This window comes from Herbaspirillum sp. GCM10030257, assembly GCF_042666555.1.
In the GTDB taxonomy this organism is placed as follows: Bacteria; Pseudomonadota; Gammaproteobacteria; order Burkholderiales; family Burkholderiaceae_D; genus Noviherbaspirillum.
This window is the reverse complement of sequence record NZ_JBHTDH010000002.1, coordinates 435943-451365: the sequence shown is the minus strand read 5'-3', so window position 1 is coordinate 451365 and position 15423 is coordinate 435943. Positions and strand designations below refer to the sequence as shown.

Genomic DNA, 15423 nt, shown 5'->3' with positions numbered 1-15423 from the left:
ATCAATGCTTTACCACGTTCGGATCCGCTTGGCCGGTGCTTTGCGCAACTGCCGTATCAACTGGCGCGTCAACATCCGACAAAGGTTCAGGTTGCCGCTCGAGCGCGACTTCCAGCACCTTGTCAATCCAGCGCACCGGAATGATTTCCAGCTTGTTCTTCACGTTGTCTGGAATGTCTGCAAGATCCTTCACGTTCTGCTCGGGAATCAATGCAGTCTTGATGCCGCCACGGTGTGCAGCCAACAACTTTTCCTTCAGACCACCGATCGGAAGAACTTCACCACGTAAGGTGATTTCGCCGGTCATCGCGACATCAGCACGCACCGGAATACCGGTGAGCACAGAGACCAGTGCGGTTGTCATGGCGATACCGGCGGACGGCCCGTCCTTCGGTGTCGCACCTTCCGGTACGTGAATATGGATGTCGCTCTTGCCGAACAAGTCTGCCTTGATGCCGAGGCGTTTTGCACGACTGCGCACGACGGTACGCGCTGCTTCGATCGACTCCTTCATCACATCGCCCAATGTACCGGTGCGTATCACGTCGCCCTTGCCCGGCATAGTCATCGCTTCAATGGTCAGCAGATCGCCGCCCACCTCAGTCCATGCAAGACCGACCACCTGGCCGACCTGATTTTCTTTTTCGGCCATGCCGAAATCGTAACGACGGACACCGAGGAACTTATCCAGGTTCTTGGACGTAACAATGATCTTCCGATCCTGCTTTTTCAGCAGCAGCATCTTCACGACCTTGCGGCAAATCTTGGAGATCTCGCGCTCCAACGAACGGACACCAGCCTCACGCGTGTAGTAACGAATGATGTCGCGGATCGCCGATTCGGCAACGTTGATTTCATCTTCCTTGAGGCCATTGTTTGTAATCTGCTTCGGCAGCAAATAACGCGTCGCAATGTTGGTCTTCTCGTCTTCGGTATATCCCGACAGGCGAATCACTTCCATACGGTCAAGCAGTGCCGGCGGAATATTCAGCGAGTTGGACGTCGCGACGAACATCACATCGGACAAGTCGAAATCAACTTCGATGTAGTGGTCCGAGAATGTATGGTTCTGCTCCGGGTCCAGCACCTCAAGCAGTGCCGAGGACGGATCACCGCGGAAATCCTGACCGAGCTTATCTACCTCATCGAGCAGGAACAGAGGATTACGCACGCCGGTCTTTGCAAGGCTCTGCAGAATCTTGCCAGGCATTGAACCAATATAGGTACGACGATGGCCACGGATTTCCGCTTCATCGCGTACACCACCCAGCGCCATACGCACAAACTTGCGGTTAGTCGCACGAGCGATCGATTGGCCGAGCGACGTCTTACCGACACCAGGAGGCCCAACCAGGCACAGGATCGGTGCTTTTACCTTGTCAACGCGCTGTTGTACGGCAAGATATTCAAGAATGCGTTCCTTGACCTTGTCCAAGCCGTAATGCTCGCCTTCCAAAACTTTCTCTGCATTGGCCAAGTCGTTGTTGACCTTGGATTTCTTGCGCCATGGCAGACTGAGCATGGTGTCGATGTAATTACGGACGACTGTCGCTTCAGCGGACATCGGCGACATCAGCTTGAGTTTTTTCAGTTCGGCCTGTGCTTTTTCGCGTGCTTCTTTCGGCATCTTGGCAGCGATGATTTTCTTCTCGAGTTCCTCGAGATCGGCACCCTCTTCGCCTTCACCAAGTTCCTTCTGGATCGCCTTGACCTGCTCGTTCAGGTAGTACTCGCGCTGCGACTTTTCCATCTGGCGCTTGACGCGGCCACGGATGCGCTTTTCCACTTGCAGAATGTCAAGCTCGCCTTCGAGCTGTCCGAGCAGATGTTCATGACGCTTGGCAACGTTGAAAATCTCAAGAATGACCTGTTTCTGCTCCAGCTTCAGCGGAAGGTGGGCTGCGATAGTATCGGCGAGACGACCGGCATCATCGATTCCAGCAAGAGAAGTCAGGATTTCAGGCGGGATCTTTTTGTTGAGTTTGACGTATTGGTCAAACTGCTGAACGATCGCGCGACGCATCGCTTCCACTTCGGATTCGTCACCGGACTCGGATTCAACCGGAGTCAGTTCCGCGACGAAATGCGTGTCGAGTTCTGTGATGTTATGGATACGGGCACGTTGTGCACCTTCCACAAGGACCTTGACGGTACCATCCGGCAACTTGAGCATTTGCAGGATATTGGCCACGCAGCCGATTTCGTAAATATCGTCAGCGGAAGGTTCATCCTTGGCGGCGGCTTTCTGGGCGGCGAGCATGATGCTCTTGCCCTGCTCCATTGCTGCTTCAAGAGCCTTGATCGACTTTGGGCGACCAACGAATAGCGGGATCACCATATGCGGGAAGACAACAACGTCCCGCAACGGCAACAACGGCAGTTGGGTTTGTTCGGTTAATGTTGTAGAAGTCGTCATGGCGAACCTTATTTAAGAGCTTGTTAATGATGTAGGCACGAACAGCCTAAAACTCAAGTCCAAGCAGCAACAAAAATCACTTGTCATATTATCGACATTCAGGTTTCCTAATAAAAAAAGCCACACACGAAGTCTCCCTCGGGTGGCTTTACTGTGGAAGCCTGAAGTGATTCCTGTAATTCAAATTGTACTGCTTCTAGGAAAAAAACGGGCTTACAACCATGGTTGCCTGTTACGGATACTCAATTATTTAGCTCCGGAAACTTTTGGCTGCTCGTGGTAGATCAACAATGGCTTCGCTCCATTAACGATGGTGTTCTCATCGATCACCACCTTGGCGACATTTTGCTGACTCGGTAATTCAAACATCACCTCGAGCAACGCATGTTCCAGGATAGAGCGCAAGCCGCGTGCACCAGTCTTGCGTTCAAGCGCCTTTCTGGCAATTGCGTGCAATGCTGCTGGCCGAACTTCAAGTTCCGCGCCTTCCATTTGCAGCAGCTTCGCATACTGCTTGATCAGGGCGTTCTTGGGTTCAAGCAAGATTTGGATTAAGGCTTCCTCGTTTAGTTCACTCAGCGTGGCGACGACCGGAAGACGTCCAACCAGCTCCGGAATGAGACCGAATTTGATCAGATCCTCGGGCTCAGCATCAAGCAATACCTCGCTCGCATTACGTTCAGTCTGGCTTTTTACGCTGGCCGAGAAGCCAATGCCGCTCTTCTCGGAACGATTGGAAATAATCTTTGCCAAGCCGTCAAAAGCGCCACCGCAGATAAACATGATATTTGTCGTGTCTATCTGCACGAAGTCCTGATTCGGATGCTTGCGACCACCTTGAGGGGGCACCGAAGCCATCGTCCCTTCGATCAGTTTCAGCAATGCCTGTTGCACGCCTTCGCCGGACACATCGCGGGTAATGGATGGGTTGTCGGACTTACGGGAAATCTTGTCGATTTCGTCGATGTAGACGATACCCTTCTGGGCCTTCTCAACCTCGTAGTTGCAGTTCTGCAGCAACTTCTGAATGATGTTCTCGACGTCTTCGCCAACATAACCAGCTTCGGTCAAGGTGGTCGCATCAGCAATGACGAAAGGCACATTCAGCATCCGGGCGAGTGTTTGCGCCAGCAGAGTTTTACCTGAGCCGGTGGGACCGACCAGCAAAATATTGCTCTTTGCCAGTTCAACGTCGTCCTTCTTGCCGAGATGCTTGAGTCGCTTGTAATGGTTGTAGACAGCCACGGACAAAATGCGTTTGGCAGTTTCCTGACCAATAACATATTGTCCGAGAAGTTCGAAGATTTCCTGGGGAGTCGGGAGATCCGACTTTGGACCCGCGACGGACTCGATGCTCGACGCCTCGTCGCGAATGATGTCGTTACACAGGTCAATGCACTCGTCGCAGATGAAAACCGACGGACCTGCGATAAGTTTCTTCACCTCGTGTTGGCTCTTACCGCAGAAGGAGCAGTAAAGCAATTTTTCGCCGCTGGAGGATTTTTTGTCAGACATAGAGCAAAGTGTGGGTGGAGAATTGATTCGATATTACCCGCGAATTCGGTGTTCGTCACGACGCCGCTCAATAATTTGAGAATTCTGAGGGGAATTCGTCGCCAGAAGAACGAAACGCCCGAACGCATGACCGCCCGGGCGTTTTTCGCTTGGACGAGTGGTGTCAGGCCCGATTGGTCAACACCTTGTCAATCATGCCATAATCGGCCGCTTCCGCAGCAGACATGAAATTATCTCTGTCTGTATCCTTGCTGATTTGTTCCACGCTCCGACCAGTTTTTTCCGCCAGAATGCCGTTCAGTCGCTCGCGCAGATAGAGAATTTCACGTGCCTGGATTTCAATGTCGCTGGCCTGTCCCTGGGCTCCGCCCAGCGGCTGGTGGATCATGATCCGCGAATTCGGCAACGAGAAACGCTTGCCCTTGGCGCCGGCAGCCAGCAGGAACGCGCCCATGGACGCGGCCAGGCCGGTACACAAGGTCGAAACGTCTGGTTTGATGAACTGCATCGTATCGTAAATCGCCATGCCGGCAGATACGGAGCCACCTGGGGAGTTAATATACAGCGAGATATCCTTGTCCGGATTTTCGCTCTCGAGGAACAGCAATTGAGCGACGATCAGGTTAGCTGACTGGTCGTTGACCGGACCTACCAGGAAAATGACACGCTCTTTCAGCAGGCGGGAGTAGATGTCATACGCGCGCTCACCGCGGCCGCTCTGTTCAATCACCATCGGCACCATACCGAGCATTTCAGTATCGAGTGCCGAATTTTTAATCATGCCTGACATGTGCTTTCCTTAAGGAGTGCGCAAGAGAGCGGACATTTTAACGAGGGATGGGCATGCCCATCCCTTACCCGTTTCAGCCTTGCGCGTTATTGCCCATCAATTCGTCGAAGCCTACCGACTTCTCGGTAACCTTCGCCTTGCCAAGTACGTAGTTAACGACGTTTTCTTCCAAAACAAGAGCCTCCACTTCAGCAAGACGACGACGGTCGCTGTAGTAGAACTTCAGCACTTGCTGCGGATCTTCATAGCTTTGTGCAAATTCTTCCACTTGTGCCTTGACTTGGTCTTGCGTCGCTTCAAGTTTATTCTCCTTCACCACTTCAGCCAGAATCAGGCCGAGGCGGACGCGACGTTCTGCCTGCGCGGTGAACAGTTCCGGCGGGAACGGCATATCCTTGACATTCATGCCACGTTGCGCCATGTCCTGGCGTGCCATTTCGATCAGGCGCTCGACGTCCTGGTCGACCAGTGCCTTCGGCACGTCGAGTTCGGCAGCGGCGATCAGTGCGTTCATCACGCTGTCCTTGGTCTTGGCCTTGGCACGACCTTTGACTTCACGCTCGAGGTTGGATTTGATGTCCTGACGCATTTTGTTCAGGTCGCCGTCTTCGATGCCGAGCGATTTCGCGAATTCAGAATCGACTTCCGGCATGTGCGCCCATTCGATTTTCTTCATGGTGATGGTGAACTCGGCAGTCTTACCTGCTACGTCCTTACCATGATAGTCCTCCGGGAACGGCAATGGGAAAGTCTTGGACTCGCCAACTTTCAAACCGATCGCTGCGGATTCGAACTCAGGAAGCATGCGGCCTTCGCCCAGGACAAAGGCATAGTCTTCCGCCTTGCCGCCCTGGAACTCGACGCCGTCAATCTTGCCGACGAAGTCGACGGTGACGCGATCGCCGTTCTGTGCGGACTGGTCTGCACCACCATCGCCATGCGCGCCTTGCTCGCCTTTAGTATGGTAGTGGACGCGCTGCTTGCGCAGAATGTCGATAGTCTTGTCGATCTCGGCGTCGGTCACTTCGCTTGTGACCTTTTCGACTTCAGCGCTAGCGAGATCGCCGATCTTCACTTCGGGATAGACTTCGAAGGTCGCGTCAAATGCGACTGTGCCTTCAGCGGCGCCTTCGCTATTCTTCGGCTCGATACGCGGATAACCGGCAACACGCAAGTTGTTCTCGCTCGCGGCTTCACTGAATGCGCGGCCGACCTTATCATTCAACACTTCGGTCTCAACCTGGTAGCCGTACTGCTGGGCGACCATCTTCATCGGTACTTTGCCTGGACGGAAGCCAGGTGCCTTCGCTGTGCGAGCGCGGATTTTCAGGCGCTTTTCCACTTCTGCCTGTACGTCGGCCAGCGGCACTGTGATGGTGATGCGGCGCTCGAGTTTTTCCAAAGTTTCGACTGCAGTTGCCATGTGAATCGTCCAAAAAATAAATATTCTGTGGTGCGAGGAGGGGGACTCGAACCCCCACACCATTGCTGGCGTCAGGACCTAAACCTGGTGCGTCTACCAATTTCGCCATCCTCGCGGGAATTTGCTTGCTGATTCGCGATGTTTTGCACAAAAGCAAAGGGCGACCATGAAGTGAATATCTGGTCGCCCTAAAATGCCATTGTTAGTAGCTCTTCAACTTCAACCCGGCATTTTACTGGATTTTTGGTCCGGCTGTCCCGATTTTTCATGAGTCCTGCAAGTACATCCAGACAGGGACCGCTTTGCGGCCCCTGTCCTTTTACGGAATCACCGCAACTTCAGGCTCTGGTTTCTTCACGCGGAACCATGCGGCATATAGCGCCGGCAAGAATAGCAAGGTCAGCGCAGTCGCAATGATCAGCCCGCCCATGATGGCCACCGCCATCGGGCCCCAGAACACGGACCGTGACAGGGGAATCATCGCCAGTACAGCTGCCGCAGCGGTCAGAATGATCGGTCGGAACCTGCGTACCGCGGATTCCACGATGGCATTCCATGGCGGCATGCCTTCGCGGATGTCATGCTCGATCTGGTCGATCAGGATGACCGAATTCCGGATGATCATACCGAACAATGCAATTACACCAAGCTGCGCGACAAAACCGAAGGGACGCTGCAAAAGCAGCAAGGCCATCGCTGCGCCAGCCACGCCCAAGGGTCCGGTAAGAAAAACCAGCAAAGCACGCGAAAAGCTATGCAGCTGTAGCATTAGCAGTGTGAAGATGATAAAAATTACCAGTGGGACGTTGGCCGCAATCGATTCCTGCGCCTTGCCGCTGTCAGCCGCGGCACCGGCAAGCTCGATGCGGTAACCGGCAGGCAGAGCAGCACGCAGCTTGTCGAGTTGTGGACTGATCTGGCTCGACACGGTTGGTCCCTGAATGCCATCCACGACATCGGACTGCACGGTGATCGCCCATTCCCTTCCCTCGCGCCAGACAACGCCCGGCTCCCACACGAACTGGACACGCGCCACTTGCGACAAGGGAATCGCCCTGCCGCTGGGAGTTTGGAGGCTGGCCTCGTTCAGCGCAGTAATTGTCGAGCGCTCTTCCACCGGCTGGCGGACCACGACATCGATCAGCTTGTTGTCCTCGCGATACTGACCAATTGTCGTTCCGGTGAGAACAGTATTTGCGGCACGCATCACAGTTTGTGAACTCAGCCCAAGGGCGCGCAGCTTGTCCTGGTCGAGATCGAGTCGCAATACCTTGACCGATTCGTTCCAGTTGTCATTGACGCCGACTGCATTCGGGTTGACGCGCATGACTTCCTTGACCTGATCGGCGATTGCACGCACCTTATCGACTTCATAACCGGTGACGCGGAACTGGACCGGATACGGTACCGGAGGCCCGTTTGGCAGCAGTTTGACGCGCCCTCGCACACCCGGAAAATCATTCTTGAAGACATCGACAATTTTCAATCGAAGGGCTTCCCTTGCCTTCAAATCCTTCGCCAGCACGACGACTTGCGAGACGTTCGTCTGCGGGAAAATCTGATCCAGCGGCAGGTAGAAACGCGGACTGCCGGTACCGACGTAGGTGGTAATGCTTTCAACACCATCTTGCTTGCGAATAAAGCTTTCAAACTTCTTCGCCTGTGCCTCGGTAGCGGCAAACGCACTACCTTCCGGCATCCAGAGTTCGACCATGAGCTCCGGCCTGCTCGAATCAGGGAAGAACTGCTGCTCGATGACACGGAATCCGACGATACCGAGTGCAAATACGCCCAGAGTCAGCAGAATCGTCGTCTTGCGCCATTCCACGCACCAGTTGACCACACGCCGGAAGCGCGAGTAAAACGGACTGTCGAACAATTCATGCTGACCGTCCGCGTGCGAGGAAGGTTTCACCTTAAGCAGTATGTACCCGATGTACGGTGTGAACAGGACAGCCACGAACCATGAAATGATCAGCGCCAGTGCGTTTACGGAAAACATCGAAAAGGTATATTCTCCCGCTGCCGACTTGGCAAGACCAATTGGCAGGAAGCCAGCAGCGGTAATCAGGGTTCCGGTCAGCATCGGCATCGCGGTCGACGTATAGGCAAAGGTCGCCGCGTCGAAGCGCGAGAAGCCTTCTTCCATTTTCCGCACCATCATTTCAACGGCGATGATGGCATCATCGACCAGCAGGCCGAGAGCAATGATCAGCGCGCCGAGCGAGATCTTGTGCAGATCGATACTGAGGATACTCATGAACAGGAAAGTGATGGCCAGTACCAACGGTATGGTCAGTGCCACCACGAGGCCGGGCCTCACGTCGAGGCGTAAAGGTTTGGTGTGCAGGCCGAGCGCGACGAAGCTGACGGCGAGCACGATCAGAACTGCTTCCGCCAATGTCTGCAGAAATTCATGGACTGAAGACGTTACCGCTTTTGGCTGGTCCGAGACGCGCTGCAACTCAATACCTACCGGGAGCTTGGCCTTGAGATCGCCAACAGTCTTTTCCAGATTTTCCCCGAGCTGGATGATGTCACCGCCCTTTTCCATGGAAATGCCGAGGCCGATAACTTCCTTGCCATTGAAACGCATCTTGTCCTGCGGCGGATCCTTGTACTCGCGCTTCACTTTCGCAAAATCGCCCAGGCGGAAGGTCGTTCCATTGGCTCGTAATTCCAGCGATTCGAAATCCTTCGGTGACTTCATGGCGCCCGTCACGCGGACTTGCAGATTGTCGGTCGGGGTGACAAGTACGCCGGTAGACTCCACCGAGTTTTGCGCGTTCAGCTGATTGACTATCGATTCGAAGGGAATCCCGAGCTGGGCGAATTTTTTGTGCGAAAACTCGATGTTGATCTTTTCGTCCTGCACGCCGAACATTTCGACCTTGGATACCGAGGGCACTTGCAAGAACTGCTGTCGTACGAAGTCGGCGTAGTCCTTGACCTCTGCGTAATTGAAGCCGTCGCCGGATACGGCGAAGATCGAACCGTAGGTGTCGCCGAATTCGTCGTTGAAGAATGGACCGAGAACTCCGGCCGGCAAGGTGTTGCGAATATCGCCTATCTTCTTGCGGACCTGGTACCACGCGCCCGGAACGTCTTTCGGCGGCGTTGATTCACGCAGCTGCAGAATGATGAGTGTTTCACCCGGCTTCGAATAACTGCGAATTTTGTCGATGTAAGGCGTTTCCTGCAGCTTCTTTTCCAGCTTGTCGGTGACCTGCTCCGCCATCTGCAGCGAGGTGGCGCCTGGCCAGATCGCCCGCACCACCATGGCACGGAAGGTAAACGGGGGGTCCTCGTCCTGGCCGAGACGGCCGTAACTCATGATGCCGCCGATCAGCAAAGCAACGATCAGATAACGGGTAAGCGGGATATGCTCGAGCGCCCACCGCGACAGGTTGAAGCCACCCTTCATTTGGTCGCTCCTCCTGCTTGGGCATTAGCTCCCTGCTCAACGGCCGGCAGTGTGGCAGCCGGCTTGGCTTGCGTCTGGCGTTCGGCAAGTGCAACCTCTTCGCCAAGTATCTTGACCTTTTGCCCTGGTTGCAACAAGTTGACGCCTGCGGTCACAACCGTCTGCCCGGGGGCGACACCGCCAGCCACCAGAATGTCATTGCCAACAGAACCGGCGATTTGTACAGGCACCAGCTTGACAGTGCCATTTTCGACTATCCACACTGCAGTATTGGCTTTGTCCCTGTGCAGCGCAGTCATCGGCAGCTTGATGGCCGGATTGGCGCTCTTTTCTGCGAAAGAAACATAGGCGGTCATGCCGAGTTTCACATCCGCAGACTCGGGAATGGATACTTTGGCTGTGTAGGTACGCGTCGCCGTATCAGCAACCGGAGAGACCTCACGAACCTTGCCCGGAATGATGACGTCAGGCTTGGCCCATGTCCGCACGCGCACATCGCTGACCCTGCGTAATGCGTCAACCCTATCTTCGGGTATGCCGATCACAATTTCCTTGTCACCCAGTTGCGCAACGCGCACGACTGGCGTCCCGGCGGAAACAACCTGTCCGGTTTCAGCATCAATACTGGTGACAACGCCGTCAACGTCAGCAATCAATGCCGAATAACCAGCCTGATTGGACTGGTTGCGGTATGCGGCGAGCGCCTGGTCATAACTGGCCTGAGCGGCCTTGAAGGCGGTTTGCTTGCTGTCCAGAACGGCTTGGCTCACGAAATTCTTTTCACGCAAATCCTGGTAACGTTTCAACTCGGCCCTGGCCAGGTCACGGTTGCTTTCGGCCGCCTGCAGGCCGGCATTTGCCTGTGCCTGGGCGAGTTTCAGATCCTGAGGATCCAGTTGCATCAGCAACTGACCACGCTTGACCACGGTCCCGACATCGACCTTACGGGACACGATTTTGCCTCCAACGCGGAACCCAAGCCTGGACTCGTAGCGCGCCCGAACATCGCCGGAGAATTCGGCCACCACATCGACATTGTCAGCGGCGACCTGAATAGTCCTTACCGGACGGATATCCTCGGTTTTTTCTACAGGCTTGGAACAACCGGTGAGTAGTGCCAGCACGGTACAAGCGACCAGCGCAGCCCGGCCGAATGTGAATTCATGAGGTGTCATTTGGCGTCCATTTGTCAAAGCGGCCACGATTTTTCCTTTAGTATTCGGGCTATTACTGAATTGCCTGGGGTAGCTGCGGCATTTCCTGTAATCAATTTTTTACTGACCGAGCGGTTAGTAATTATAAGCAGATCGTTTGCCGTTGCATATGACTTTTTGGTCAATTAGAGTGCCATGCCAGTTGAACATTATGAAAACTTTCCCGTGGCGTCGGTGCTCCTGCCCCGCCGTTTGCGTCCTGCCGTCGAAGCGATTTATGCCTTTGCGCGAAGCGCGGATGATATTGCCGATGAGGGAGACGCCACGCCCGATGAGCGTCTTGCGGCATTGCATGCTTATGAAGAGGGGCTCATTGGCATAGAAGCCGAGCGCCCCGATCTTCCACCGCTATTTCATAAATTGGCGCGTGTTGTCCGGCAATACCGTCTGTCGATGCAGCCCTTTTACGATCTGTTGTCCGCATTCAAGCAGGACGTGGTCACGGTGCGGTATGAAAGCTTCCAGGACCTTCTAGATTATTGTCGACGTTCCGCCAATCCGGTAGGGACGCTGATGCTGGAGTTGTATGCCGCGGCCGATGCGCGCAATCTTCGCGATTCCGATGCCATCTGTTCTTCGCTGCAATTGATCAATTTCTGGCAAGACGTTGCTGTGGACTGGAAAAAGTCGCGTATCTACTTGCCGCTGGAAGATTTGCGCCGCTTCAGTGTCACCGAAGGACAAATTGCAGATGCCAGCACAAACCAGGCGTGGAAGGAACTCATGAGATTTGAAGTTGGCCGCGCCCGCACCCTGATGCTGGCAGGCGCCCCGCTCGCCTTACGCCTGCCCGGCCGCATCGGCTGGGAGTTACGCATGGTGGTCCAAGGTGGACTACGTATCCTCGAACGTATCGAAGCCGCCGACTACGATGTTTTCAACCATCGACCTCGTTTGGGTCTCGCCGACTGGGGTTGCATGCTATGGCGGGCCAGCCGCATGAAAATCAGTTTGTCGCACATGGCGCATGTCGGCTAGCATAGCGGCTTCCGATTACCCTGAGTCACGCTCTTTTCATGTCTCCCGACGAATACTGCCAACAAAAAGCCGTCCAAAGCGGCTCGAGCTTTTACTACAGCTTTCTGTTTCTTCCCAGCGAGCGCCGTCGCGCCATCACTGCGCTTTACGCGTTCTGTCGCGAGGTAGACGATACGGTGGATGAATGCACCGATGTTTCCATCGCGCGCAACAAGCTAGCCTGGTGGCGCCGTGAAATCCAGGCGATGCTCGATGGCGCGCCGACTCATCCCGTGACCAAGGCGCTGCAGCCGCATCTGGCCACGTATGCGCTGGAAGGAAAACACCTGCAGGCGATCATCGATGGCATGGAAATGGATCTGGATCAGACACGTTATCTCGACTATGCAGGGCTTAAGCGTTACTGCTGGCATGTCGCCAGCGTCGTCGGCATCCTGTCGGCCAGCATCTTTGGCGTGACGCGCTCCGAGACGCTGCAATATGCGGAGAAGCTGGGATTGGCATTCCAGCTTACCAATATCATCCGGGACGTCGGTGAAGACGCGCGCAAAGGCCGTATTTATTTGCCTGTCAGCGAACTCCAGCAGTTCAACGTAACCGCTGCCGATATTCTCAATGCACGGCACAGCGAAAACTTTGAAAAGCTGATGCGTTTCCAGGCCACCCGTGCCAAGACCTTGTACGAAGAAGCTTTTGCTCTGCTCCCCGCCGAGGACCGGCGTGCTCAGCGTCCAGGCTTGATCATGGCGTCAATCTACCGCGCTCTGCTGGACGAAATCGAGCGTGACAATTTCCATGTGCTGGAGCAGAAAACCTCACTGACGCCAATTCGCAAGTTGTGGCTGGCGTGGAAAACCTATGTGCGCGGCTGATGCATAAGGTTGCGGTTATTGGCGGTGGCTGGGCCGGTTGCGCGGCTGCGGTGGAGCTGGCTGATCGCGGCGCTACGGTCACCTTGTTCGAGTCTGCGCGTAACCTGGGTGGGCGTGCCCGCATGGTCGAGGTGAATGGAGTCCCGCTGGACAACGGCCAGCACATCCTTCTTGGCGCCTACAGTGAAACGCTTAAGCTGCTCAAACGCGTCGGCGTCGACACCAATGACACATTGCTTCACCTGCCCCTGCAAATGCGCTACCCGAACGGCAGTGGGATGGACTTTGTCACACCACGTTTGCCTGCTCCTCTGCATATGCTGGCCGGATTATTCAGGGCGAAGGGTTTGCGGCGCGAGGACAAACTTTCGCTAGCACGGTTTTCGACGACGGCGCGCTGGATGGACTGGCGGATAAACACGGATTGCAGTGTGAGCGAACTACTGAATCGCTTCGATCAGACCGCTACGCTTGTGCAACTGATGTGGCGTCCGTTATGCATCGCGGCCTTGAATACGCCACCGGAACGCGCTTCCGCGCAGGTCTTTCTCAATGTCCTCCGGGACAGCCTTGGCGCACGTCGCGCTGCATCCGACATGCTCATTCCCAAGGTGGATCTCAGCAGACTTTTTCCGACCAAGGCGGCGCACCATATTGAAGCCCATGGCGGGCGGATTGTCTGCGGCAGCATGGTGACCGGCTTGCACACCGAAGGAAGGAGATGGGCCGTCTCGGTGCAGGATATTAAAGAAGAATTTGACGCAACGGTGGTAGCAATTCCCGCTGCGCAAGCGGCACGGCTCCTGAACGGCCTGATCGATACCGTCGAGTTGGAAGCATTCAACTATGAGCCAATCACAACCTGCTATCTGCAGTACGATCCTGGCGTAGCGCTGGACCATGCTTTCTATGCATTGGTAGACGATGCCCGCTTGAAGCGATGGGGTCAATTCGTGTTCGACCGCGGTCAACTCGATGCAGCACAGGCTGGCTTGCTGGCAGTTGTCGTCAGTACTTCAACAGAAGCGATTGCAATGGGACACGATGTCCTTGCAGATTCGATTGCACGGCACCTTGCCGAGGTATTCGCACGCCCTGCACTGTCAACTCCACAGTGGACAAAAGTGATATCGGAAAAACGTGCGACCTTTTCGTGTACGCCCGGACTGCAACGCCCGCCGAACGTTACTGGACTTGATGGCCTGGTACTGGCAGGCGATTATACTGCCAGCGATTACCCGGCTACGCTTGAAGCGGCAGTGCGCAGCGGTGTGCAGGCCGGTCGGGCAATCAAACTGGGTTAGGTTAGCTTGATCCGTGTTGTCCTGCGACAGTGATTGGCGCGGGTGGCACGGATCCTACGAATCACTCACTCAAGCTAGCAGGACGCACATCGCAAGGACTTTTCGGTACCTGGCTAAACCTCATCCCTTACCCGATTGAGTGCTTCATCAATACGCTCCACCCCGATGACCTTCAAGCCTTCAATACTTTGCTTGGGTGCGTTCGCCTTCGGTATCAACGCTATGGAAAAACCAAGCTTGGCGGCTTCGCGCAAGCGCTCCTGGCCACGTGGTGCAGGACGGATTTCTCCCGCAAGACCTACTTCCCCGAAGACCACCAGGCCACGCGGCAAAGGCTTGTTGCGCATCGACGAATGAATTGCCAGCAATACCGCGAGGTCGGCAGCCGGTTCCGTAATCTTGACGCCACCTACCGCATTGATAAAGACGTCCTGATCGAAGGCAGCTATTGATGCATGCCTGTGCAGCACCGCAAGCAGCATGGCAAGACGGTTTTGCTCAAGACCGACCGACAAGCGTCGTGCATTCGGCACATGTGAGGTATCGACCAGCGCCTGAATTTCAACAAGCAGAGGCCGGGTGCCTTCCTGGGTAACCATCACGCAGGAACCAGGGACCTGATTGTCATGTTGGGACAAGAACAAGGCTGATGGATTGGACACGCCCTTGAGTCCTTTTTCCGTCATCGCGAACACGCCCAGTTCATTGACCGCGCCGAAGCGATTCTTGAATGCACGCACCAGGCGGAAGCTCGAATGCGTATCGCCTTCGAAATACAGCACGGTATCGACGATATGCTCCAGCACGCGCGGACCGGCCAATGCACCCTCTTTGGTGACATGGCCAACCATGATGATGGTGATATCCGATTGTTTGGCAACCCGGGTCAGTTGTGCTGCACATTCACGCACCTGGGCAACCGAGCCCGGCGCCGACGTCAGTGCATCCGAATAGATTGTCTGTATCGAGTCGATCACCGCTACCTGCGGCTTATGCTCGGCCAGCGTATTGAGAATTTTTTCAAGCTGGATCTCGGCCTGTAGCTGCAAATCCTTTGCGTCGACCGCAAGGCGCTTTGCACGCAAGGCAATCTGCGAACCGGATTCCTCACCACTGACGTACAGAGTCTTCTTGATCTTTGACATATTGGCAAGCGCTTGCAGCAGCAAGGTCGACTTGCCGATACCGGGATCACCGCCAATCAGTACAACACCACCGGGAACAAGCCCGCCGCCAAGCACGCGGTCGAATTCTTCAATGCCAGTGCCGAAACGCGGCACGTCGATCGCTTCAATGTCCGCCAGGCTCAGTACCGGCGAGGTCTGTGCCAGCCCCTGATGCTGACCGGAAAAACGGTTTCCGGCGCTTTCGACGACGGTTTCGACGAGTGTGTTCCACTGCCCGCATGAAGGGCACTGACCAGCCCATTTACTGCTCACGCCACCACATTCGGTACAGGTGTAATTGGTTTTCTGTTTAGCCATATT

General features: G+C 55.1%; 10 protein-coding genes and 1 tRNA gene. 3 read left to right on the top strand and 8 right to left on the bottom strand.

What is annotated here, in order from left to right; genetic code table 11:
- Position 1: 1 nt before the first annotated feature.
- The 7 genes from lon to ACFQUU_RS04560 all read right to left on the bottom strand — a co-directional run bounded on the left by lon (position 2) and on the right by ACFQUU_RS04560 (position 10770).
- Positions 2-2416 (bottom strand): endopeptidase La, encoded by a 2415-nt coding sequence (gene lon / locus ACFQUU_RS04590; RefSeq protein ID WP_057289355.1) that lies wholly within the window; start codon positions 2414-2416, stop codon positions 2-4.
- 246 nt (positions 2417-2662) lie between these two features.
- Positions 2663-3931, bottom strand: a complete 1269-nt coding sequence (clpX, locus tag ACFQUU_RS04585; protein WP_057289356.1) for an ATP-dependent Clp protease ATP-binding subunit ClpX — start codon at positions 3929-3931, stop codon at positions 2663-2665.
- A gap of 163 nt (positions 3932-4094) precedes the next feature.
- Complete coding sequence (gene clpP, locus ACFQUU_RS04580) at positions 4095-4721, bottom strand: ATP-dependent Clp endopeptidase proteolytic subunit ClpP (RefSeq protein WP_382243291.1); 627 nt, start codon at positions 4719-4721, stop codon at positions 4095-4097.
- A 73-nt stretch (positions 4722-4794) separates the two neighbouring features.
- A complete protein-coding gene (tig, locus tag ACFQUU_RS04575) occupies positions 4795-6144 on the bottom strand; it encodes a trigger factor (protein ID WP_382243288.1) in 1350 nt (449 codons plus the stop codon).
- A 28-nt stretch (positions 6145-6172) separates the two neighbouring features.
- Positions 6173-6259 (bottom strand) — tRNA-Leu (locus ACFQUU_RS04570).
- A 204-nt stretch (positions 6260-6463) separates the two neighbouring features.
- Positions 6464-9568, bottom strand: a complete 3105-nt coding sequence (locus tag ACFQUU_RS04565) for an efflux RND transporter permease subunit (RefSeq protein WP_382243285.1) — start codon at positions 9566-9568, stop codon at positions 6464-6466.
- Positions 9565-10770 carry an efflux RND transporter periplasmic adaptor subunit gene (locus tag ACFQUU_RS04560; RefSeq protein WP_382243282.1) on the bottom strand — a complete coding sequence of 402 codons (1206 nt, stop codon included), beginning with the start codon at positions 10768-10770 and terminating at the stop codon, positions 9565-9567. The genes ACFQUU_RS04565 and ACFQUU_RS04560 overlap by 4 nt, the downstream gene beginning before the upstream one ends.
- A gap of 147 nt (positions 10771-10917) precedes the next feature.
- On the opposite strand from ACFQUU_RS04560, the gene hpnC reads away from it, so the two are divergent.
- The 3 genes from hpnC to hpnE are packed head-to-tail and all read left to right on the top strand — an operon-like array spanning position 10918 to position 13936.
- Positions 10918-11760 carry a squalene synthase HpnC gene (hpnC, locus tag ACFQUU_RS04555; protein ID WP_382243279.1) on the top strand — a complete coding sequence of 281 codons (843 nt, stop codon included), beginning with the start codon at positions 10918-10920 and terminating at the stop codon, positions 11758-11760.
- Between the two features lie 38 nt (positions 11761-11798).
- Entirely contained in the window at positions 11799-12632 is an 834-nt protein-coding gene (gene hpnD / locus ACFQUU_RS04550) for a presqualene diphosphate synthase HpnD (RefSeq protein WP_382243276.1), read from the top strand.
- A complete protein-coding gene (gene hpnE, locus ACFQUU_RS04545; RefSeq protein WP_382243273.1) occupies positions 12632-13936 on the top strand; it encodes a hydroxysqualene dehydroxylase HpnE in 1305 nt (434 codons plus the stop codon). The genes hpnD and hpnE overlap by 1 nt, the downstream gene beginning before the upstream one ends.
- A 113-nt stretch (positions 13937-14049) precedes the next feature.
- On the opposite strand, the gene radA is transcribed toward hpnE, so the two are convergent.
- The gene (radA, locus tag ACFQUU_RS04540; protein ID WP_057289363.1) at positions 14050-15420 is read right to left on the bottom strand and encodes a DNA repair protein RadA; all 1371 of its coding nucleotides are present in this window, start codon (positions 15418-15420) and stop codon (positions 14050-14052) included.
- Between the last annotated feature and the right edge of the window lie 3 nt (positions 15421-15423).